Annotated in this window: 19 protein-coding genes; 12 read left to right on the forward strand and 7 right to left on the reverse strand. The window is 74.8% G+C overall.

The annotated features are described in order from the left end of the window. Positions 1-128: 128 nt before the first annotated feature. From ACFV6D_RS03340 to ACFV6D_RS03370, 7 genes are all read left to right on the forward strand, one after another. Entirely contained in the window at positions 129-992 is an 864-nt protein-coding gene (locus ACFV6D_RS03340; RefSeq protein WP_244293738.1) for a carbohydrate ABC transporter permease, read from the forward strand. Continuing rightward, a complete protein-coding gene (locus tag ACFV6D_RS03345; protein WP_380339439.1) occupies positions 989-1,891 on the forward strand; it encodes a carbohydrate ABC transporter permease in 903 nt (300 codons plus the stop codon). Before ACFV6D_RS03340 ends, ACFV6D_RS03345 begins: the two co-directional genes overlap by 4 nt. After that, positions 1,888-2,937: a hydroxyacid dehydrogenase gene (locus tag ACFV6D_RS03350; RefSeq protein WP_079136126.1), complete on the forward strand. Its 1,050-nt coding sequence runs from the start codon at positions 1,888-1,890 to the stop codon at positions 2,935-2,937. The genes ACFV6D_RS03345 and ACFV6D_RS03350 overlap by 4 nt, the downstream gene beginning before the upstream one ends. A 131-nt stretch (positions 2,938-3,068) precedes the next feature. Continuing rightward, positions 3,069-4,172, forward strand: a complete 1,104-nt coding sequence (locus ACFV6D_RS03355; protein WP_380558201.1) for a Gfo/Idh/MocA family protein — start codon at positions 3,069-3,071, stop codon at positions 4,170-4,172. Continuing rightward, on the forward strand, positions 4,172-5,344 hold the full coding sequence (locus ACFV6D_RS03360; protein WP_380558145.1) for a dihydrodipicolinate synthase family protein: 1,173 nt from the start codon (positions 4,172-4,174) through the stop codon (positions 5,342-5,344). The genes ACFV6D_RS03355 and ACFV6D_RS03360 overlap by 1 nt, the downstream gene beginning before the upstream one ends. Further along, on the forward strand, positions 5,341-6,222 hold the full coding sequence (locus ACFV6D_RS03365; protein WP_380558147.1) for a sugar phosphate isomerase/epimerase family protein: 882 nt from the start codon (positions 5,341-5,343) through the stop codon (positions 6,220-6,222). The genes ACFV6D_RS03360 and ACFV6D_RS03365 overlap by 4 nt, the downstream gene beginning before the upstream one ends. Positions 6,223-6,274: 52 nt before the next feature. Next, complete coding sequence (locus tag ACFV6D_RS03370; protein ID WP_380558150.1) at positions 6,275-8,080, forward strand: beta-galactosidase; 1,806 nt, start codon at positions 6,275-6,277, stop codon at positions 8,078-8,080. Between the two features lie 107 nt (positions 8,081-8,187). Here the strand turns inward: ACFV6D_RS03370 and ACFV6D_RS03375 are convergent, their stop codons facing one another. Next, entirely contained in the window at positions 8,188-8,979 is a 792-nt protein-coding gene (locus ACFV6D_RS03375; RefSeq protein WP_380558153.1) for a methyltransferase domain-containing protein, read from the reverse strand. A gap of 200 nt (positions 8,980-9,179) precedes the next feature. Here ACFV6D_RS03375 and ACFV6D_RS03380 point away from each other — a divergent pair, with 200 nt between their 5' ends. Next, on the forward strand, positions 9,180-10,136 hold the full coding sequence (locus tag ACFV6D_RS03380; protein ID WP_380558155.1) for a DUF2690 domain-containing protein: 957 nt from the start codon (positions 9,180-9,182) through the stop codon (positions 10,134-10,136). A gap of 66 nt (positions 10,137-10,202) precedes the next feature. Continuing rightward, positions 10,203-10,763, forward strand: coding sequence for a DinB family protein (locus ACFV6D_RS03385; RefSeq protein WP_380491261.1), 561 nt, complete (start codon positions 10,203-10,205; stop codon positions 10,761-10,763). A 38-nt stretch (positions 10,764-10,801) separates the two neighbouring features. Here ACFV6D_RS03385 and ACFV6D_RS03390 read toward each other — a convergent pair whose 3' ends face one another. Then, on the reverse strand, positions 10,802-13,234 hold the full coding sequence (locus ACFV6D_RS03390) for a polysaccharide lyase 8 family protein (protein WP_380558158.1): 2,433 nt from the start codon (positions 13,232-13,234) through the stop codon (positions 10,802-10,804). 115 nt (positions 13,235-13,349) lie between these two features. Next, positions 13,350-14,366 (reverse strand): LacI family DNA-binding transcriptional regulator, encoded by a 1,017-nt coding sequence (locus ACFV6D_RS03395; RefSeq protein WP_380558160.1) that lies wholly within the window; start codon positions 14,364-14,366, stop codon positions 13,350-13,352. A 250-nt stretch (positions 14,367-14,616) separates the two neighbouring features. Between ACFV6D_RS03395 and ACFV6D_RS03400 the strand changes: the two genes are divergently transcribed. Then, positions 14,617-16,056, forward strand: coding sequence for a DUF2252 domain-containing protein (locus ACFV6D_RS03400; protein WP_380339534.1), 1,440 nt, complete (start codon positions 14,617-14,619; stop codon positions 16,054-16,056). 98 nt (positions 16,057-16,154) lie between these two features. Here ACFV6D_RS03400 and ACFV6D_RS03405 read toward each other — a convergent pair whose 3' ends face one another. The 3 genes from ACFV6D_RS03405 to ACFV6D_RS03415 are packed head-to-tail and all read right to left on the reverse strand — an operon-like array spanning position 16,155 to position 18,918. After that, positions 16,155-16,841 (reverse strand): alpha/beta fold hydrolase, encoded by a 687-nt coding sequence (locus ACFV6D_RS03405; protein ID WP_380339412.1) that lies wholly within the window; start codon positions 16,839-16,841, stop codon positions 16,155-16,157. Between the two features lie 38 nt (positions 16,842-16,879). Beyond that, positions 16,880-18,358 (reverse strand): MFS transporter, encoded by a 1,479-nt coding sequence (locus ACFV6D_RS03410; protein WP_380339409.1) that lies wholly within the window; start codon positions 18,356-18,358, stop codon positions 16,880-16,882. After that, positions 18,355-18,918: a helix-turn-helix domain-containing protein gene (locus ACFV6D_RS03415; protein ID WP_063350572.1), complete on the reverse strand. Its 564-nt coding sequence runs from the start codon at positions 18,916-18,918 to the stop codon at positions 18,355-18,357. The genes ACFV6D_RS03410 and ACFV6D_RS03415 overlap by 4 nt, the downstream gene beginning before the upstream one ends. A 310-nt stretch (positions 18,919-19,228) precedes the next feature. On the opposite strand from ACFV6D_RS03415, the gene ACFV6D_RS03420 reads away from it, so the two are divergent. Further along, complete coding sequence (locus ACFV6D_RS03420) at positions 19,229-20,566, forward strand: DUF5685 family protein (RefSeq protein ID WP_380339406.1); 1,338 nt, start codon at positions 19,229-19,231, stop codon at positions 20,564-20,566. 199 nt (positions 20,567-20,765) lie between these two features. On the opposite strand, the gene ACFV6D_RS03425 is transcribed toward ACFV6D_RS03420, so the two are convergent. After that, positions 20,766-20,933 (reverse strand): hypothetical protein, encoded by a 168-nt coding sequence (locus tag ACFV6D_RS03425; protein WP_159398569.1) that lies wholly within the window; start codon positions 20,931-20,933, stop codon positions 20,766-20,768. A 188-nt stretch (positions 20,934-21,121) separates the two neighbouring features. Between ACFV6D_RS03425 and ACFV6D_RS03430 the strand changes: the two genes are divergently transcribed. Continuing rightward, complete coding sequence (locus ACFV6D_RS03430; protein ID WP_380339404.1) at positions 21,122-22,318, forward strand: alginate lyase family protein; 1,197 nt, start codon at positions 21,122-21,124, stop codon at positions 22,316-22,318. Positions 22,319-22,468: the final 150 nt, after the last annotated feature.

The following is a 22,468-nucleotide window of genomic DNA, read 5'->3' on the forward strand; positions in this document are numbered from 1 at the left end:
CCCTGCCGGCGTGATCTGATGTGCGGGTGGCCGGGATATATTAACACACCCCCCGCCCCCCCCCCGCGCGCGCCCGCCCCGGCCCCCCCCCCCCCGCCGGGCGGGGCCGGTACGGGGCGCCGGCCGTCCTGCTCGCCCCGTTCGTGCTCCTGTTCACCGCCTGCACGCTCGTCCCGATCGGCTACGCCGTCCACCTCAGCCTGTACACCGAGCACCGGTCCGGGCTCGGCTTCGGCGGCGGCGAGACGGTCTTCACCGGCCTCGGCAACTACGCCCGGGCGCTCGGCGACCAGGCGTTCCGCTCGGGCTTCTGGACCACCGCGCAGTACTGCCTGCTCTACATCCCGCTGATGACGGGGCTGGCGCTGCTCCTCGCGCTGCTGCTGGACTCGGCGCTGGCCCGCGCCCGCCGCTTCTTCCAGCTGGCGCTGTTCCTGCCGCACGCGGTGCCCGGCATCATCGCCGCGCTGATCTGGGTCTACCTGTACACGCCCGGCATCAGCCCGGTCATCGACCTGCTGAACGCCGGCGGCGCCCACCCCGACCCGTTCGGCGCGCCACTGCCCGCCGTGGTCAACATCGCACTCTGGGAGTGGACCGGCTACAACATGGTCATCTTCTACGCCGCGCTCCAGGCCGTCCCGCGCGAAGTCCTCGAAGCGGCCGTCGTCGACGGCGCCGGACCGCTGCGGACCGCCGTCAGCGTCAAGATCCCGCTCATCCGCGCCTCGATCGTGCTGGTCGGCCTGTTCACCCTGATCGGCTCGCTCCAGCTCTTCACCGAACCGATGATCCTGCACGGCGCCTCCCCCGGCGTCGTCTCCACCTGGACGCCCAGCATGTACGCCTACACCGCCGCCTTCGACCGGGGCGACTACGGCCTGGCCGCCGCCGCCTCGGTGCTGCTCGCGCTCGCCGCCGCCGCGCTGTCCTTCCTCGTCACCCGGGCCACCCGCCCGCGCCCGGACCGCCGGACGGAGGCCACCGGATGACCACGCTCGCCCCCGGACGCCGCCCCCGGCAGCGCTCCGCCGCCCGCAGCCACCCGCCCCGCCGGCCGTGGAGCCTCTCCAAGGCCGCCGTCAACGGCGCCCTCGTCCTCGCCACCGCCTACACCCTGCTGCCGCTGCTGTGGCTGGTGACCGCCGCCGCCAAGAACACCGGCGACCTGCTCGGCGGGCGCGCCCTCTCCCCCGCCACCTGGCACCTCGGCGAGAACCTGCACGCGCTGGCCACCACCGGGGACGGCATCTACTTCCGCTGGTACCTCAACTCCCTGCTGTACGCCGGGCTCGGCGCACTGGCCTGCGCCCTGGTCTGCGTCTGCGCCGGGTACGCGTTCCACGTCCACGCCTTCCCCGGCAAGGAGAAGCTGTTCGGCCTGGTGCTGCTCGGCGTGCTGGTGCCCACCACCACGCTGGCCCTGCCGATGTACCTGCTCGCCTCGGACCTCGGCGTGGTCAACACCTTCTGGGCGGTCTTCGTGCCCTCCCTGGTCAACCCCTTCGGCGTCTACCTCGCCCGGGTGTTCTGCGCGGGCTACGTCCCCGGGGAGGTGCTGGAGGCGGCCCGGATGGACGGCGCGGGCGAACTGCGCACCTTCTGGTCGATCGGCCTGCGGATGATGACGCCCGGCTTCGTCACGGTGTTCCTCTTCCAGTTCACCGCGATCTGGAACAACTTCTTCCTCCCCCTGGTGATGCTCTCGGACAACCGGCTCTTCCCGGTCAGCCTCGGCCTGTTCAGCTGGAACGCCCAGACCCACGCCTTCCCCGAGTACTACCCCCTCGTCGTCAGCGGCTCGCTGCTCGCCGTCCTCCCGCTGGTGGCGGCCTTCGTCGGCCTGCAACGCCACTGGCGGGCCGGCCTGACCGCAGGAAGCGTCAAATGACCACCACCACAGCCGACATCCGCTCCCCCGCCGCCCCGGCCCGCCGGCCCCGCGCCCTGCTCGCGATGGACCGCGCCCTGCCCGCCCGGCTGCTCGACCGGCACGCCGTCCAGCGGCTCACGGACCTCGCCGACCTCGACCCCGACCTGGTCGTGGACGACTTCGCCACCCCCGAGGCCGCCGCCGCGCTGGCCCGCACCGAGGTCATCATCAGCGGCTGGGGCTGCCCGCCGCTGGACGAGGCCGTGCTGGCCGCCGCGCCCCGGCTGCGCGCCGTCATCCACGCCGCCGGCTCGGTCAAGCACCACGTCACCGACGCCTGCTGGCGGCGCGGCCTCCAGGTGACCTCGGCGGCCTGGGCCAACGCGCTGCCCGTCGCCGAGTACACCGTCGCCGCCGTGCTGCTCGCCAACAAGCGGCTGCTGGCGATCCGCGAGGACTACCGGCACCGGCGCGCCCCGCACGACTGGCAGGGCGCCTACGCCGCCGCCGGGAACTACCGGCGCACGGTCGGCGTCGTCGGCGCCTCCCGGATCGGGCGCCGGGTGCTCGAACTGCTCGGCCCGCACGACCTCGACCTGCTGCTGTACGACCCGTACGTGGAGGCCGCCGAGGCCGCCGCGCTCGGCGCCCGGGCCGTCGGCCTGGACGACCTGTGCGCCTCCTCCGACGTGGTCACCGTGCACGCCCCCGAACTGCCGGAGACCCACCACCTGGTGGACCGCCGCCGGCTCGCCCTGATGCGCGACGGCGCCACCCTGGTCAACACCTCCCGCGGCTCGCTGGTCGACCAGCAGGCGCTCACCGATGAACTCGTCGCCGGCCGCCTGGACGCCGTCCTCGACGTCACCGTCCCCGAGGTCCTGCCCGCCGACTCACCGCTGTACGAACTGCCGAACGTCCTGCTCACCCCGCACGTGGCCGGCTCGCTCGGCGGCGAGCTGCACCGGATGGCCGCCGCCGCGGCCGACGAGCTCGCCCGCTACGCGCGGGGCCTGCCGTTCGCCCACGCCGTCCACCCCGAAGGCATCCACCGCACGGCCTGACCGCGCCCCCTCCCCATCACCAGTTGCACGGCCTGACCGCGCCCCCGCCAGCACCAACACCACCAGCTGCAAGGAGAACACCCGTGGACCGCAAGGTGATCGGCGTCGTCCTGAACGGCGTCACCGGCCGCATGGGCCACCGCCAACACCTCGTCCGCTCGATCCTCGCCATCCGCGAGCAGGGCGGCCTCGACCTCTACGACGGCCGGGTGCTCTGGCCCGAACCGATCCTGCTCGGCCGCAACGAGGCCAAGCTGCGCGCCCTGGCCGAACGCCACGGCCTGGAGCACTGGACCACCTCGCTCGACGAGGCGCTCGCCCACCCGCTCACCGAGGTGTACTTCGACGCCCAGGTGACCCCCGCCCGGGAGGCCACCCTGCGCGCCGCGATCGCCGCCGGCAAGCACGTCTACACCGAGAAGCCCACCGCCGAATCCCTCGACGCCGCCCTGGAACTGGCCCGCCTCGCCCGGGCGGCCGGCGTCCGCAACGGCGTCGTCCAGGACAAGCTGTTCCTGCCCGGGCTGCGCAAGCTCAAGCGGCTGATCGACGGCGGGTTCTTCGGCCGGATCCTGTCCGTGCGCGGCGAGTTCGGCTACTGGGTCTTCGAGGGTGACTGGCAGAGCGCCCAGCGCCCGTCCTGGAACTACCGCGCCGAGGACGGCGGCGGCGTGATCCTCGACATGTTCCCGCACTGGCGCTACGTGCTGGACAACCTCTTCGGGCCCGTCCGCACGGTGTACGCGCACGCCTCCACCCACATCCCCCGTCGCGTCGACGAGCAGGGCCGGGCCTACCCCGCCACCGCCGACGACGCCGCGTACGGCGTCTTCGAGCTGGCCGACGGCGTCGTCGCGCAGATCAACTCCTCCTGGGCGGTGCGGGTCGACCGGGACGAACTGGTCGAGTTCCAGGTCGACGGCACCGAGGGCAGCGCCGTCGCCGGGCTGCGCGAGTGCCGCATCCAGCACCGGGCCACCACCCCCCGGCCGGTCTGGAACCCGGACCTCCCGGCCACCGACCCCTTCCGCGCCCAGTGGCAGCCGGTGCCCGCCAACGAGGAGTACGACAACGGCTTCAAGGTGCAGTGGGAGCTGTTCCTGCGCCACGTGGCGACCGGCTCCGCCTACCCGTGGGACCTCCTGGAAGGCGCCAAGGGCGTCCAGCTCGCCGAACTCGGCCTGCGCTCGGCGCGCGAGGGCCGCCGGCTCGACGTCCCCGAGCTGGTGCTCTGATGGCCGAACTCGACCTGCCCGGACACGGCCGGCTGCGGCTGCGCGAGCCAGCACCGCTCGACCTGCCCGCGCACCCGCCCGCCTCCCGCACGGCCTTCGCGGCCGCCCACGTCGTCGCCGACCCGCTCGGCGCCAACGCCGCCGGCGCCCCGGCCGCCCTGGACTGGGACGCCACCCTCGCCTTCCGCCACCACCTCTGGTCGCTCGGCCTCGGCGTCGCCGACGCCATGGACACCGCCCAGCGCGGCATGGGCCTGGACTGGGCCGCCACCCGCGAACTCATCACCCGCTCCGGCGCGGCGGCCCGCGCCGTCGGCGGCCGACTCGCCTGCGGCGTCGGCACCGACCAACTCACCGACCCGGCACGCTCCTTGAGCGACATCACGGCCGCCGCCCTGAGCGAAGTCGCAGACGCCTACGAGGCGCAGCTCGCCGTGGTCGAGGCGGCCGGCGCGCAGCCCGTCCTGATGGCCAGCCGGGCCCTCAACTCCCGCGCCCGCGGCCCGGAGGACTTCCTCCGCGTCTACGACGGGCTGATCCGGCAGTCCGCCCGGCCGGTGATCCTGCACTGGCTCGGCGCCGCCTTCGACCCGGCACTGGCCGGCTACTGGGGCTCCGCCGACCTCGACGCAGCCACCGACACCGTCCTCACCCTCATCCGCGAACACCCCGGTCGGATCGACGGCATCAAGGTGTCGCTGCTGGACGCCGACCGGGAGGTCGCGCTGCGCCGCGCCCTGCCCGCCGGGGTGCGGCTCTACACCGGCGACGACTTCCACTACCCCGAACTGATCAAGGGCGACGAACTCGGCCACAGCGACGCCCTGCTCGGCGTCTTCGACCCGATCGCCGGCCACGCCGCGGCAGCCCTGCACGCCCTGGACGCCGGCGACACCGCCCGCTACGACGCGCTGCTCGGCCCGACGCTGCCGCTGGCCCGGCACCTCTTCGCGGCGCCGACCTTCCAGTACAAGACCGGCGTGGTCTTCCTCGCCTACCTGGCCGGCCACCAGGAGCACTTCACCATGGTGGCCGGCGCCCAGAGCGGCCGGTCCGTACCGCACCTCGTCGAACTGCTCCGGCTCGCCGACGCCGCCGGGGTGCTCCCCGACCCCGACCTCGCGGCCGACCGGATGCGCCGCTACCTCGCCCTGGCCGGGTGGTCGGCATGACCGCACCTCACCCCGCCGAACGGGGCGCCGCCGCCCCCGGCCTGGAACGGCTCTCGCTCAACCAGATCACCACCAAGCACTGGTCCCTGCCCGAGGCCGTCCGGGGCTGCGCGCAGGCGGGCATCCCGGCGATCGGCCTGTGGCGGGACAAGGTCGCCGAGACCGGAACGGCCCGCGCCGCCCGGCTGGTCCGCGACAGCGGCCTGACCGTCAGCAGCCTCTGCCGGGGCGGCTTCCTCACCGCCGCCGGGCCCGAAGGCCGCCGCGCCGCGCTCGACGACAACCGGCGGGCCGTCGAGGAGGCCGCCGAACTCGGCACCGACACCCTGGTGCTGGTCGTCGGAGGCCTGCCCGAGGGCAGCCGCGACCTGCCCGGCGCGCGCGCCCGGGTCGCCGACCTGCTCGCCGAACTCGCCCCGTACGCCGGACAGTTCGGCGTACGACTGGCCATCGAACCGCTGCATCCGATGTTCTGCGCCGACCGCGCCGTGGTCTCCACCCTCGGCCAGGCGCTCGACCTCGCCGCGCCGCACCCCGCCGCCCAGGTCGGCGTGGTCGTCGACAGCTACCACGTCTGGTGGGATCCGGCGCTGCCCGAGCAACTCACCCGGGCGGGCCGGGACGGCCGCATCGCCGCCTACCAGGTGTGCGACTGGACGCTGCCGCTGCCCGCCGACGTCCTGCTCGGGCGCGGCCACGTCGGCGACGGCCACATCGACTTCCGCTCCCTCACCGACCAGGTCACGGCGGCGGGCTACACCGGCTGGATCGAGGTCGAGATCTTCAACGAGCGGATCTGGGCCACCCCCGGCGCGCAGACCCTCGCCACCGTGGCCGACCGCCACCGCACCCACGTGGCCACCGCGCCACACCGGTAGCCGTTGGCCTACCCTGGCAGCCCGTGCCACACCCTCGAAAGCTGGTCACGCGATGATCGAAACGATCGAACTCGACTACGACGACTCCGGATTCCGCCGCAACGGGGCCCCGCACCGGATCGTCGCCGGCGCCCTGCACTACTTCCGCGTCCACCCCGAGCTCTGGGACGACCGACTGCGCCGCCTGCGCGCCCTCGGCGTCAACACCGTGGACACCTACATCCCCTGGAACTTCCACGAACTGCCCACCGGTGAGACCGACTTCACCGGCTGGCGGGACGTGGCCCGGTTCGTTCGGCTGGCCCAGCAGCACGGACTGGACGTCATCCTGCGGCCCGGCCCGTACATCTGCGCCGAATGGGAGTTCGGCGGCCTGCCCGCCCGCCTCCTCGCCGTCGACGGCCTGCGCCTGCGCTGCGCCGACCCCGCCTTCCTGGCCGCCGTGGACGGCTGGTTCGACGCCCTCGTGCCCGAGCTGCTGCCGCTGCTGGCGAGCCGCGGCGGCCCCGTCGTGGCCGTCCAGGTCGAGAACGAGTACGGCAGCTACGGCACCGACGCCGGCTACCTCGCCCACCTGCGCGACGGCCTCCTCGCGCGCGGCGTGGACTGCCTGCTGTTCACCGCCGACGGCGCCGAGGACTTCATGCAGCAGGGCGGCGCGATCCCCGGCCTGCTCGCCACCGCGACCTTCGGCTCCCGCGCCCCCGAGCGCTTCGAGGTGCTGCGCCGCCAGCAGCCCAAGGGGCCGCTGGCCGCCATGGAGTTCTGGATCGGCTGGTTCGACCGCGTCGGCGGGCCCCACCACGTCCGCGACCCGCAGGAATCCGCCCGCTCCCTGGACGCACTCCTCGCCACCGGCGCCTCCGTCAACCTCTACATGGCCCACGGCGGCACCAACTTCGGCCTCTGGTCCGGCGCCAACCACACCGGCACCAGCCCCGACACCCCGGGCTACGAGCCCACCACCACCAGCTACGACTACGACGCCCCCATCGGCGAGGCCGGCGAACTCACCGCCAAGTTCCACGCCCTGCGCGACGTCATCGGCCGGTACCTCCCCCTGCCCGACGGCGAACTCCCTGCCGAGCCGCCCCGCCTGGCCCCGCGTCGCATCGACCGCAGGACCGGCCGGGCCCGCCTGTTCGACTCCCTGGACGCGCTGGCCACCCCGCACCACCGGCCCGTCCCGGAACCCATGGAGAACCTCGGCCAGTCCCTCGGCCTCATCCACTACCGCACCCGCGTCCCCGGCCCCCGCCCCACCCTGCCGCTGCGCATCGACGGCCTCGGCGACCGCGCCCAGGTCTTCGCCGACGGCCGCCCCCTCGGCACCCTCGACCGCAACGACCCCGGCGCCACCCTCCCGCTGGCCACCGCGCCGGCCGGCACCACCCTGGACATCCTGGTCGAGGCGCTCGGCCGCACCAACTACGGCCCCCAGCTCGACGACCGCAAGGGCATCCGGCGGGGCGTCTCGCACGAACGCCAGCGCCTCCACGACTGGGAGATCCGCCCGCTCCCCCTCACCGACCTGAGCGGCCTGGCCTTCGACCCGGCCACCGCCGCCACCGACGGCGACCCGGCCTTCCACCGCTTCGAGACCGACCTCGACACCCCCGCCGACGCCTTCCTCGCCCTCCCCGGCTGGGGCCGCGGCCTGCTCTGGCTCAACGGCTTCCTCCTCGGCCGCTACACCGACGAGGGCCCGCAGCGCACCCTCTACGCCCCCGCCCCGCTCTGGCACCCGGGCACCAACACCCTCATCCTCCTCGAACTCACCCGCCACGGCGAAGCCCTCGACCTGCGCGACCGACCCGACCTCGGCCCCGTCACGGACGCCCCCAGCTCCGAGTTCTGAAACTCCGCCTCACCGACATCGTGACCACCCTGCTCACCGGCTACGCCGTCGCCTCGACCCGGCCGGCCGGCCAGCCAGCCGGGGACTGAGCGTCCTGCGGTGGCCACCTACCGGCGCCGGCCCCAGCAGGTGATCAGCGGGGCGGTGGTCACGTCCAGCTCGGTGTCGCGGAGGTTGGCCAGGTGCCGGTCCAGGTCGGCGGCGGGGAGGTCGGGGCCGACCAGCTGGTCGCGGAGCTGACGGACCGTCGCCGCCTCCAGCTCCCGACAGGCCGGGGAGGTGACGGGGAAGTACGCCTCGGCGGCGACGTCCGTCAGGCCCGCCTCGCGCAGCAGCCGGGGCAGGGTGCGGCCGAAGGCGAGGTCGGCGCCGCGCTCGGCGAGCCGGGCCCGGAACGCCCGGCGCACCCGGTTCGCCAGCTCCTGGTCCGGCCCGTGCTCGTCCGGGCAGGCGAGCGGTTGCAGGGCCGGGTCCGCGTCCTCGACCACCAGCCAGCCTCCGGGCCGTACCGCCGACGCCAGCCGCCGTAGCACCTCGGCCCGGTCGGGCAGGTGCACCAGCACCAGGCGGACGTGCACCAGGTCGAACAGCTCGTCGGGCAGCGGGTCGCGGGTGACGTCGTGCCGCAGGACCTCGACGCGGTCGGCGGGCAGTCCGGTCAGCCAGCTGGTGTCGAGGTCGCTGGCCAGGACGCGGCCCGCCGGCCCGACCCGCTCGGCCAGTGCCAGCGGGATGCCCGGGCCGCCCGCACCCACCTCCCAGCAGCGGTGCCCGTCGGCCGGGCCCAGCCGGTCCAGGTGCTCCAGCGTCCACGGGTCGAACAGCTCGGCGATGCCCTCGAACCGTCGACCCGCCTCCCGCTGCCGGTTGTCCAGCAGGTAGCCGCGCTCGTCGCCCATGCTCCGCGCCTCTCGGATCGCCCTTGCCCGTCGCCCCGCCCGTCGCTCGACGCGGCCGACCGCGATGGTAGGCGATCGGTGCCGGGTGCGCGAAGGCGCCCCGGGCTGCGGGCGGTGGCCGAGGGAAGCCGACCGATTAAACTGATCATCCGAAAGTGGATCAGTTTGCATCCTCCGCCGACCCGCCCGAGGTACCCGCGATGAGTCAGTCCTGGAAGCCGCTCCCTGACGATCTTTCAGAACCCGCTCGACGTCTGGCCGAGGAACTGCGCGCGGTCAAGGACGCGCACCGGATCTCACTGGCCGAACTCGGGAAGAGGACCTACCTCAGCAAGGCCTCCTGGGAACGCTGGTTGAACGGGAAGCGCCTGATCACCCCGCAGGCCCTAGCCGGCCTGATCGCCACGGTCGAGTGCGACGCCGATCTGCTCACCTCCCTGCTGCGGAAGGCCGAGGCCGCGCGCGACGCGGACGAGGTGCTCTCCTCCGAGGCCGCGCACGACACGGACGAGGCGCTCTCCCCGGCGCCCGCGCCCGCAGCGCCGGCCGAAGCCCCCGACGCCGCCCCCGCCTCGCCGCGGCCCGCCCCGTGGCGGCGGCCGGCGGCAGGCGTGGGAGCCGCCGTGGCCGCCGTGCTCATCCTGTTCGCGGCCCTGTACCTGCGCGGCCCGCACGGCGGCAACGGCACGGCATCGGCGGCGACGCTCCCGCCGAAGACGGCGGCGGCGACGGCAGCGGCGACCGCCGGGCCGGCGCCGCTCTGCGAGGGCGTCGGCTGCGCGGGCAAGGACCCCCAGGACATGCGGTGTGACGTCGACCAGCGCACCCTGCTGACCGGCAACGTGGGCAAGGTCGTCCTCTACGTCCACTACAGCCCGCGCTGCCGGGCCGCCTGGTCGGGGATCACCGACGGCTCCCCCGGGGACAGCGCCACCATCACCACCAACCACGGCTGGCAGGAGACCGCCCTGATCCACTGGGGCTACGACAACTACTCCGTGATGGTCGACGCGAGCCCCGGCGACACCACCTTGCAGGTGTGCGGCCACCAGAAGGAGGGCGACAGCTGCACCGGCGTCGTCACCGACCCCGCGGCCCGCGCGAGCGCCCTCCCCAGCCCCCTTCCTCCGGCCGCCGCTCCCACGCCGACGCCCTGAGGCACCGTCGCCCATCGCGGCAAAACCCACTGGCGGCTCGGGGCCGTACGAACGAGCATGGCCCTCATGAGCGACCAACCCGAACGATGGACCCAGGCGACCGTCTACCCCGACATGTGGGCCGACCCGAACGACGACCCCCGCAACAGCGAGGGAGTCTGCCCGGACGGCGAACTTCCCACCCTGAACGACTTCCTGACGAACTACCGCCACACCCTGCTGATGAAGTGCGAGGGCCTGGACCCGGAGCAGCTGGCCCGCCGGTCCGTCCCGCCGTCGACGATGTCGCTGCTCGGCCTCGTCCGGCACCTCGCCGCAGTGGAACGGGACTGGCGGGGCTGGATCAGCGACGGTGATCCGCTGCCGAAGCTCTACGGCAAGCGGGACGCGGACTTCGACGGAGCCGTCGCCGAGCAGGCCGAGGTCGACGCGGCGTTCGCCGACCTGGCCCGCGAACAGGCCGCGACCGACGCCGCCCTGGCCGCGCACCCGGACCTGGGCACGCGGCTGGGGAAGAGCGGCATAGCGGTGCGAGAGCTGCTGGTGCACAGGATCGACGAGTACGCCCGTCACTGCGGGCACGCCGACCTGTTGCGCGAGTGCCTCGACGGGCGGGTCGGCCAGTAAGGCCCGTCCCGGTGCGCTGACCTCGGCGGCCGGCTCCGTCAGGCGGCGCTCCGCCGGAAGACCGCCGACAGGCTCGCTCCCCCGGTGCCCGCCACCGCGCAGCGCAGCACCAGCGGCCCGGAGTCCGAGAGCACCGTGATGCCGGTGCCGCCGCTCGCGAGCCGGTAGCCGTCCAGCGCCATCGTCAGCTGGACGGTGGCCGCCTTCCGGGTGGGGTCGGCGACGGTGACGGAGAGGTCGCCGCCGTTCTCGCGGAGCAGGACGGAGCAGGGGGCGGAGACGGTCAGCGGGCCGACGGTGCCGGGGGCGAAGAAGTTGGCGAGGGTGAGTCCGAGTCCGGGCGCGCTGATCGCCTGGGCGTCGGCCGTGTTGGCGAGCACGGTGGCCGTCGGGGCCGCCGCGCGGGCCGCCGCCTGGTCCGGGCCGGCCCCGGGCATCAGCACGTAGTGGTACGTCCCGTCGACGGGGTCGGTGCCGTGGTCGAGGCCGATCGACAGGTAGGTCCGGGTGATCGGGTCGGGCGCCCCGCCCCGGTTGATGTCGGCCCACGCCCCGGTCCGCCGTTCGCGGGCGAGGTCGAGGGTGGCGCCGTCGGGGAACACCCAGGCGCCCGACCCGGCGAGCGCCGCCCAGCGGACGCCGTCGGCCCGCCGACTCCAGCCGGGGTCGGCGGGCTGGCGGACGCCATCCAGCACGAACTCCCGGTCCTCGCGGGCCCCGAGGTTGCGGTGGTCGACGGTCGTGCGGACGGCGACGCCGTCGGTGCAGCCGATGCCCGCGCCGAGGCAGACGATCGAATCGTCCAGGCAGAACCAGGACTTGCGCCCGACCAGGGTGGATCCGAGGCCCCGGACGTCCTGGCCGACCACCGACCGGTCGCCGTCGCTCGCCCCGCCCGCCCAGGCGGTCGCCGGGCGGGCCTGGCCCCAGTCGCCCCCGGCGCCGTCGGCCAGCGGGCGCGTCGACACGGTGGTGCCGGGCAGCCGGTAGGGGTCGGCGGTGGGCCAGAAGGAGTCGCTGTACTGTTCGTCGCCCTGCTCGCCGCCGTACCAGTAGAGCATTCCGCTGCCGCTGTGCCAGGCCCGCAGGTTCTCGCCGTTCCCGCACTCGTAGAAGGCGGTCCGGGACGAGGACAGGCTGAGCTGCGCGCTCCAGCCGGGCCGGCGGTGGACGGCCCGGTCCATGGTGAACACCCGGCTGCCCGTGCCCTCGTCCGCCGCCCGGGTGCCGGAGTCCGCCAGGAGGGCCTGTGCGCGGGCGAGTTCGGGGATGTCGGCGAGGACGTTGGACAGGTAGGGGAGCACCTGGTCGCGCTGGAGGGAGCCCTTCACGGCGGCGCGCCAGGCCTCCGCCTGGGCCGTCGGCACCGACCCGGAGTCGGCCAGCCGCAGGACGTCCCCGAGCAGGGCGTGGCCGCGCACGTGGTCGTCCAGGCGGGCCCGCCGCGCGTCGCCGGCCTGCACGCCGCGGCTGACGGCACGGCCCGAAACCCCGTCCATCACCAGGCCGTTGAACAGGAACGGCAGGAACCCCCGGTCCACGGCGGTGAAGACGTTGCGCAGCGCGGGGTCGGTGACGGCCCAGGGCGTACCGGCGAGCAGGCGCAGCAGCCGGCTCAGGCTGCCGAGCAGCACCTCGCCGTAGCTGCCGGTGTACGGCACCCAGGTGTGCTGGACGAAGCTGCCGTCGGCGTAGATCCCGTCGCCGGTGGTCACGTAGCGGAACACCGGTGACAGCCCCCGCTGCGCGGCGGCGACCGGGGCCGCCGAGCGGCCGATGACACCGCGCAGCGCGAGCACCCGGCACAGGTCCACCCGGTTGGCCCCGGTGCTGGTGCCGGTGTACTTGTCGACCACCGAGGACGGGACGAAGTGGTCCACGGCCGCACCGCACGCGGCCGCCCGTTCGGCCGTCAGGAGGTCGCCGAGCAGCACGCACACGTCCAGCAGGGCCTGGGGGGCGCCGATCTGCCAGTCCCACCAGTTCCCGTACGACGTGGTGGTGGCGGTGTAGGCGCGCTGGAGCACCCAGTCCAGGCCGGTCGCGACGGCGGCGCCGAGGCCTGGGTCGCCCGTCGAGCCGGTGGCCGGCCGGGTGAGGGCCAGGGCCATGAGCCGCAGCCGCCCGACCGTCGACGTGACGGCGGCGGAGGCCGAGCCGACCGGCAGATCGGGCCAGAGCGACCCGGCCTGCGGGCTCAACGCGGCCTGGTGGCGCCGTGCCTGGTCGCCCAGCGCGGTGAGCGCGCGGGCGAACGGCGGCGCGGCCGGGTCGTACCCGGTGCCGGTCAGCTGCTCGGACCAGGCCGCGCGCATCGCGTCGTAGTTGTCGGCGGCCCGGGCCTCGGTGGGCCCTCCGAGCCACCACGCGGCCGCCGCGGCGGTGGCGGCGGCGCTGGTCCTGAGCAGTCCGCGCCTGCTCAGGAGCGGTATCGACGCCGGGTCACCGGTCTTCGTCCACGAGCTGTCCATCGGGCCGTCCTTCCTCGCGAACTCCCTTGTCTGACGGGAGAGTAAGCGCTTTCTATCGCGAGGACAACGCTTCCGGCACGGCCCGCGACCGGAGAGCCTGCTACCGGAGGGCCGGCTACCCGACCGGCCCCGTCGACCCGCGGGGCACCAGCTCGGTGGCGAGGACGGCCCGCTGCGGCTCGGGGCCGGGGCGGTGCAGCGCGAGGCGCAGCGCCGTGCGGCCGAGGTCGAGGTGCGGGATGCGCACGGTGGTCAGGCCGGGCCTGAGATCCTCGGCCCCGGGCAGGTCATTGAAGCCGATCACCGAGACCTGTTCGGGCACGGAGATCCCGTGCTCCCGCAGGACCGTCAGCACGACGGCCGCCACGTCGTCGTCGTGCGCGAAGACCGCCGAGAAGTCCGGCGGGCCCTGGGCCAGACGGCGGCGCAGCCAGGCCCGCGCGCCGTCCCGGGTATGGCACCCCTCCACCGTCAATTCGGCCGGGTGGCGCAGGCCTTGGGCCGCCAGCGCGGCCTGGTACCCGGCGAGGCGCTCCCGGGTGGTGGTGGTCACGGCCGGTCCGCCGAGGAAGAGGATCCGCCGGTGGCCCAGCGTCAGCAGGTGGTCGACGGCCGCCCGCGCGCCGCCCGCGTTGTCGTAGTGCACGGCCGTCAGCGGCAGTTGATCCCCCGGAGCCGGCCGGCCGCAGAGCACCAGCCGGGAGCCGGCCGCGTCCAGGATGCCCGCCAGCCGGGCGATCCGGGAGCGGTACCCCGGGCTGTCCTCCACCCCGCCCACCAGCACGACGGCCTCCACGTCGCGCGCCCGCATCTCCTCGACCAGCGTCAGTTCGCGGTCGGGGTCGTCGTCGGTCGCCGCCACCAGGCAGAGGCAGCCCTCGTCCACCGCCTGCCGCTCCACACCGTGCGCGACCCGGTTGTGGAAGGGCGCCGCGAGGTTGCCCAGCAGGATCGCCACCGTCCGGGACCGCCGGCCGGCCAGCGCCCGCGCCTGCGCGTTGACGACGTAGTCGAGGTCCCGCACCGCGCGCAGCACCCGCTCCCGGGTGGCCCCGGCCACCGGGTAGTCGCCCGCCAGCACGCGCGACACCGTCGCCATCGACACACCCGCCAGCGCCGCCACGTCGTTCACCGTGGGCCTGCCCCGCCGGGCTCTCCCCCCGTCGCTCACCGCTGTCCCCCCGGTCCCGACCGACTCCGCGCCCGGCCTTCGACGGCGGGCCGTGCCCCGAGGATACGGGCGGCTGCCGCCTCGCGTCCGCCGGGCTCAGGAACCGTCGTCAGGCGTCGGACGTCACTCCCCCTGCAGAACCGTTCGCGCAGGTCGCGGGCGGGTGGGAGCCGGAAGGGACGGGTGGGGAACGGTGACGCAGGTGACCGAGGTGACCGAGGTGGCGGACGGGGCCGTGGCCGACGTGGACGGAGCCGCGCCGCAGGGGCGGCGGGCGTTCGCGGTGGCCGGGTTCGCGTCGGGGCGGGGCGGGCGTTCGCGGGAGCGGGGGAAGGCGCTGCGCGGGCGGATTCCCCGGGAGCGGCACGCGGAGTTCTCCCCCGGGCCCGGGCGGCCGACGGCCGTCGAGGCGATCGAGGCGTCCAACGCGGGCCGGATCGCCGCGTTGGTGCCGATCCGGGTGGGGCGGATGGCCGCCACGCCGTTCGCGTTCCTGCGCGGTTCGGCCGGGCTGATGGCCGCCGACCTGGCGGGCACCCCGGCCACCGGGGTCGGCGCCCAGCTGTGCGGGGACGCGCACGCCGCCAACTTCGGGCTGTACGGGGACGCCCGCGGGCAACTGGTGATGGACATCAACGACTTCGACGAGACCGTGCCCGGCCCGTGGGAGTGGGACCTCAAGCGGCTGGCCGCGAGCCTGGTGCTGGCCGGCCGCGAGACCGGGGCCGACGAGACCACCGCCCGGGAGGCCGCCCAGCACGCGGCCGGCTCCTACCGCCGCACGATGCGCACGCTCGCCAAGCTGCCCGCGCTGGACGCCTGGAACGCCGTCGCGGACGAGCAGTTGGTCTCCTTCACCGAGGCGCACGACCTGGCCGAGGTGCTGCGCAAGGTCGGCGCGAAGGCGCTGGGCAACACCAGCGCCAGATTCGCCGCCCGCAGCACCACCCGTACGGCGGACGGCGGTCGGCGGTTCACGGCCGCTCCGCCGGTGCTCACCGAGGTGACCGACGCGACCGCGCGGGCCGTCGCGCAGTCGCTCGGCCCGTACGTGGCGACGGTGCCCGCCGAGGTGCGCACCCTGCTGTCCCGCTACCGGGTGCAGGACGTGGCGTTCCGGGTGGTGGGTACCGGCAGCGTCGGCACCCGCTCGTACGTGGTGCTGCTCACCGACCACCGGGACCAGCCGCTGGTGCTCCAGGTGAAGGAGGCCCGCCCGTCCGTGCTGCTGCCGTACCTGGAGCGCGCGGGCCACCCGGTGGCCGGTCAGGACGGCCACGAGGGCCGCCGGGTGGTGCTCGGGCAGAAGCACATGCAGGTGGTCAGCGACACCCTGCTGGGCTGGACGACGGTGGACGGACTCCCCTACCAGGTCCGGCAGTTCCGCAACCGCAAGGGCAGCGTCGACCCGGCCGCGCTGCTGCCGGGCCAACTGGACGACTACGCCCGGATCACCGGCGCCCTGCTGGCCCGGGCGCACGCGCACACCGCCGACCCCGGCCTGCTGGCCGGCTACTGCGGCAGGAGCGAGGCGCTGGACGAGGCGGTCGCCGCCTTCGCCGTCGCGTACGCGGACCGGACCGAGGCAGACCACGCCGACCTGGTCGCGGCGGTGCGCGCCGGCCGCCTGCCGGCCGAGTTCGGCGTCTGACCGGCGCGTCCGCCCCGAGGCGTCCGCGTCAGGACGTCCACGTCAGAACGTCCGCGTCAGGACGTCCGCGTCAGGACGTCCGCGTCAGGACGTCCGCGTCAGGCGGACAGGAACGGCGCCACCGCGGCGACGAACTCGTCGGGCCGGGCACTGTGCACGAGGTGCCCGGCCTCGATGGTGACCATCCGGCAGTCCGGGATCAGCCGGGCGAGCTCGGCGAGCCGCTCCTGCGGGACGTGGCTCGCCGAGCCGCCCGCGACCACCAGGGTGCGGGCGGTGATCCCGGCCATCCCCGCCAGCCAGGCCGGGTCGGGGGTGTCGACCTGTGTCTTGACGGCCTTCACCACGGCCCAGTCGAAGTGCACCGGCTCGTCCGGCGCGTCCGGCACCACACCGACCGGGCGCGGGTGCGGTGCCGGGATGTCCTCCAGGACCAGCCGGCCGATCCGCTCCGGCCGGGCCTGGGCGACCAGGTAGCCGACCACGCCGCCCATCGAGTGGCCGACCAGGTCGACCCGCACCAGGCCGAGCGCGTCGAGGAAGGCGAGCACGTCGTCGCGCATCTCCTCCAGGCCGTACCGGGCGGTGCGGCCGCTGTCGCCGTGGCCGCGCAGGTCGAGCGCGTACACGCGGTGCCCGGGGGCGAGGGCGGGCAGGACGACGTCCCAGTCCGTGGCGCGCTCCCCGAGGGCGTGCAGCAGCACCAGCGCCGGGCCGTCCGGCGGGCCGCTCTCACGGTAGGCGAGCGCCACCTCGGGCAGGTCCACGATCCGGTTCTCGGTCATGCCCGCCACCGTAACTGCGGGCCTGCGCCGGACAGAACTCAGCGGACCGCTGTTCGCCCACGGCTCACCGCGACGGGCTCGCCGGCCGCCTCCCGGGCCGCCCGCCGGCCGGCGAACACCGAGGCCAGGACGGCGAGGGCGGCGACCGCCGCGCACACCACGCTGGTGGCCAGGTAGGCGGAGCGGTGGTCGCCGCCCCCGGCGGTCTGCCGCAGGTAGACGCCGGACAGCGCCGAGACCGCGACCGCCGCCGCGATCCGCTGCGCCATCTGCAGGATGGCCCCGCTCACCCCGGCCGCCTCGGCGGGCGCGTGGCGCAGCACGTACGCCTGGTTGGTGGCGCCCATCACGCCGATCGAGGCGCCGCCGAACAGTTGCAGCAGCGCCAGCAGCCAGGGCAGGACGGCGGCGGGCGCCCAGTGCGCGACCAGTCCGCTCGCCAGCATGACCAGGGCGGAGCCGGTCATGCCCGCGGTGACGGTGCGCCGCCCGAAGCGCTGCACCACCCGCCAGGCCAGCGCGGAGGCGACGCCCATGGCCACCGCCGAGGGCAGCGCAACGAGTGCCGCGCCCATCGGGGAGAGCCCGAGGCCGTCCTGGAGGAACATGGTGAGCACCAGTCCGGCGGCGAGCGAGGAGCCGAACTGGGCCATCGCGGTCACGGTGCCGAGCGCGTACGGCGCAGAGCGGGTGAGTGCCGGGTGGATCAGCGGGTGGCCGCCGGAGCGGGCGTAGCGGCGCTGCCACCAGGCGAGCGCGCCGAGCAGCAGGACGGCGACGGCGACGAAGGCCAACCAGCCGGTCCAGCCGGGCGGTTGGACGAACGGCAGCATCAGGGCGAGGGTGAGCGCGGCGACCAGCAGCAGGCCGACCAGGTCGAGGTCGGCGTGCCGGGCACTCGGGCGCGGCCTGGGCAGGTGACGCACCGCCAGCGCGACGGTGGCCAGTCCGAACGGCACGTTGAGCAGGAAGGTCAGCCGCCAGCCGTGCTCGGGGCCGGCCGCCGCCAGGACCGCGCCGCCGATCGGCGGGCCGAGCGCGAAGGCCAGGCCGCCCGTGACGGCGTACATGCCGAGGGCGCGGGCCCGCAGCTGGCCGTCGAACACGTCCTGGAGGGTGCCGATCATCTGCGAGTTGACGAGCCCGGCGCCCACGCCCTGGAGCAGCCGGGCCGCGATCAGCACCTCGGGTGCGGTGGCGGTCGCCGAGACCAGGCTGACCAGGGTGAACAGGGCGAGGCCGGTGACGAAGAGCCACTTGCGGCCCCTGACGTCGCCCAGCCGCCCGCCGGGGATCAGCGCCAGGCCGAAGGCGAGCGAGTAGCCGGCGACGATCCACTGGAGGTGGGCGGGCTGGGCGTGCAGGCTCTCGCGCAGGGCCGGGATGGAGGTGTTGAGGACGGACTGGTCGAGCAGCGTGGTGAAGCCGCCGGCGACGCAGACCAGCAGGACGCGGCGCCCGGCGGCGTCGAAGCGCTCGCGGGGCGCGGCGGCTATCCGGGTCTTCGGGCGCCTCACGGTTCCACCACCACCAGGGCGTACCGGGCGTCGTCCGGGCCGGGGGCGCGGAAGCGGCTGGTTCCGGAGACGTAGCGCAGGCAGTCGCCGGGGCCGAGCAGGTGTCGCTCGCCGTCGACGGTGAGCTCCAACACCCCCTCGAACACCCAGAGGTGGTGCTCCAGGTCCGCCACGCAGGGGCGGTCGTAGGCGATGTCGGCGCCGGCGGGCAGCCGGCCCTCGACGATCTCGGCGCGCAGCGAGCCGTGCGGCGGGGAGACGGAGCGGCGGACGAAGCCGGTGGTCTCGTCCCGCCAGATCCGCTGGTCCGCGGCCCGCACCAGCCGGGCCGGCGCCGACTCGACCTCGGCGAGCAGCCGGGACATGGTCCGCCCGTAGACGGCGCAGAGCCGCCCGAGCAGCGCGGCGGTCGGGCTGACTTCGGCCCGTTCGACGCGCGACAGCGTGGAGCGGCTGACGTCCGCCAGCCGGGCCAGTTCCTCCAGCGTCCAGCCCCGTTCCAGTCTCAATTCGGCGAGCCGGTTGGCGAGCCGCTCGTCGGCGGCCGTCTCGATTCCCATATTCGCGATGCTATCCCGGATATGAGATCACTCCCAGGGGCGCGGGACGCTGCGGGCGGGGCGTGGGGAAGGGCGGGCGGCGTGGATTCGGCCGGGACTGCGCGCTGCGTTCGACTGCGCGCCCCTGTGCTCCTCGCACCCTCTCCCGTTCCTCCGGCTCCTCCGACCCTTCGGCTCCTCCGCTCCTCGGCTTCGGCTCCTCGGCTCCTCCGACGCCTCGGCTCCTCCGCCCCTCGGCCCGGGAGGGGCGGTGATCATATGATGTTCGGCGGATCAGGGCTGGTCAGCGGCCCACCGGCGAGGGGGAATCATGTTCGGCATCATCAGACCGTGCAAGCACCGGCTGTCCGAACGGCTTCAGGCATCGTGGCTGGCGCACCTGTGCGGGCTCTGCCTCGCGCTGCGCGACGACCACGGCCAACTCGCCCGCACCGCCACCAACTACGACGGCCTGATCATCTCGGTCCTGGTCGAGGCCCAGGCCGCCCGCGAGGACGCCTCCTGGCGGCGCACCGCCGGGCCCTGCCCGCTGCGCGGCATGCGCACCGCCTCCGTCGCCCGGGGCGAGGGCGCCCGACTCGCCGCCGCCGTCTCGCTCGCCCTCGCCTCGGTCAAGATCCGCGACCACGTCGAGGACCGTGACGGCCTGTTCGGCCGCCGCCCGGTCGCCGTCGGGGCCCGCGCGGTCACCCGGCGGTGGGACCGGAAGAGTGCCGGCAGCGCCTCGGCGGTCGGCTTCGACACCGGCGTGCTGCTCGAAGCCGCCTCCCGACAGGGCGAGTTGGAGCGGTCACTGCCGCCCGGCGGTTCCGTCCTGCTGGTCACCGAGCCCACCGAGACCGCCACCTCGGCCGCGTTCGCGCACACCGCCGTCCTCGCCGGGCGCCCCGGCAACGCCGCCCCGCTCGCCGAGGCCGGCCGGCTCTTCGGCCGGCTCGCCCACCTCCTCGACGCCGCCGAGGACCAGGCCGCCGACGCCGCCGGCGGCGCCTGGAACCCGCTGACCGCCACCGGCACCGACCTCACCGAGGCCGAACGCCTGTGCCGCGACGCCGTCCACGGCATCCGGCTCGCGCTGCGCGAGGTCGAACTGACCGACCGGGCCCTGGTGCACCTGCTGCTCGCGCACGAGACCGAGCGGGCCGTCGAGCGGGTCTTCGGCCCGGCCGCCCACGCGGCCGCCTGCCGCACCCGGAACGCCGGACCCGTCGCCGGCGGGTCCGCCCCCGACGGATCCGCGCACGCAACGACCGGCGGGCACCCGCACGCCACCGCCGGGGAGCACCCGCACGACGCGCCGCCGCGCCAGGCGCCGCCCGGGCAGACCCCTGGTCAGGATCCCGGCCAGACCCCGCTCCCGCCGTGGGTGCCCCAGGGCCCCGGCTTCACCCCGATCGGCGCCAAGCCGCCGCGACCGCGCAACCTGCTGGCCGGCTGCGCGGTGTGGGCGCTGATGGCCTGCACCTGCCAGTTGCTCTGCTGCGACCACAACGACCCGTTCAGCCGGGAGCGCCGGGAGGGCTGGTGCCAGCGGCACGACTGCGACTGCGGCGACTGCTGTGATCCTTGCAACTGCTGCAACGGTTGCGATGGCTGCGACGGTTGCAGCTGTTGTGACGGCTGCGACTGCTGTGACTGCAGCTGCTGACGTGCCGTACCGTCAGCGGTCCGGATTCCACCGCGCCGCCGGCGGCAGAGGCGGCAGCGACGGCAGCGGCGACGCCGTCACCTGATCGACCGCCACCGGCCCGGAGCGCCCCCGCGGCACCCCGGGCCGGTCCGCCGGCCCGTACGACTCACCGCGCCGCCAGAGCGGCAGCACCACCACCGGGCGCCGCTCCGGCCCGTCAGGCATCGGACCCGGCCGCCGCCCGGCGCCTCGCCCGGTCCGCCGTCCGGTCCGCCGCCAGCGAGTTCTCCAAGCGCGCCAGCAACTCCCGGAACCGCTCGGTGTCCTGCTCCGTCATCCGCCCCTCGGGCGCCGCCCCCGGCCACTCGGCCGTTATCTCGTTCATGAGTCCGACGTTACGCCCCGACGATCAACAGGCGATAAATGCGGAACGCACGCCTACGGGTGCGGCGGTGAACGGAGCCGGTCCTCTTGGCGCACGCGGGGGTTGGTGGTTCACTTCTCATGTTAGGCAACTTTCCTAACATGGCATCAGCGCTCGACCGCCTCCCCCCGCGAGAGGACCAGCTCCCCATGGGCCGTAGCCGCACCAGGACACTGATCGCCGCGGCGGCACTCGCCGCCCTGCTCCCGCTCACCTCCACACCCGCCGGGGCCGCCGCACCCGCCGCGCACGGCGCCCGGGCCGCCTTCCGGCACCCCGGCGTGCTGGTCGGCGACCAGCAACTCGCCTTCCTCAAGGGCAAGCTGGCGGCCGGGGCCGAACCCTGGACGTCCGCCTTCGCCGACCTCCGGTCGAGCACGTACGCCTCGCTGGACTGGCGGCCCCGGCCGCGCGCCACCGTCGAGTGCGGGTCCCGCTCCCACCCCGACAACGGCTGTTCGGACGAGCGCAACGACGCGATGGCCGCCTACGCCCACGCCCTGCAGTGGGTGCTCACCCGCGACCAGCGGTACGCCGACAAGGCGATCGAGATCATGGACGCCTGGTCGGCCGTGATCCAGGAGCACACCAACAGCAACGCACCGCTGCAGACCGGCTGGTCGGGCAACAACTGGTCCCGGGCCGCCGAGTTGATCCGCCACTCCGGGGCGGGCTGGCCGACCGCCTCGATCGACCGCTTCGCCGCCATGCTGCGCACCGTCTACGTGCCGCTGCTGTCGCCCGGCAGCCCGCGCAAGAACGGCAACTGGGAGCTGATCGAGACCGACGCCCTGATGGGCATCGCGGTCTTCCTCGACGACCGCGGCCTGTTCGACCAGGCCGCCGGCATGTGGCGCAAGCGCCTGCCCGCCTACGTCTACCTGTCCTCCGACGGCGCCCTGCCGGTGCCGCCGCCCAAAGCCGGGATCGAGGGCAAGGCCGCGCTGGTGAAGTACTGGTCCGACCAGTCGACCTTCGTGGACGGGCTGTCGCAGGAGACCTGCCGCGACTTCGGGCACACCGGCTGGGGCCTGGAGGCCGCCGCCCAGACCGCCGAGACCGCCCGGCTCCAGGGCCTCGACCTGTGGGGCGAGGGGCGCGAACGGCTGGTCAAGGCCCTGGAGTTCCACACCGCGTACGAGAACGGCGCGAAAGTACCGAACTGGCTCTGCGACGGCTCGCCGAAGACCGGTCTCGGCCCGGCCGTCCAACTCGCGTACAACGAGTACCACCTGCGCGAGGGCGTGGCGATGCCGCAGACCGGGCGGTACGTGGCCGCGCACAGCCCGTTCGGGGCCGACCACTTCATCGGCTGGGAGACCCTGACCCACACCAGCGCGCCCTGACGGCACGGGCGGGAAGCGGCGGTTCCGGGAGTGCACTCCGCCCGGAGCCGCCGTTTCGGCCGCGCCCCTACCGGGAGCGTCCGTTCCGGGAGCGTCCGTTCCGGGAAAAGGCCTTCCGGGAACGGGCGTTCCCGGGAACGCCCGTTCCGC

Source organism: Kitasatospora sp. NPDC059812 (genome assembly GCF_042732075.1).
Lineage (GTDB): Bacteria > Actinomycetota > Actinomycetes > Streptomycetales > Streptomycetaceae > Kitasatospora.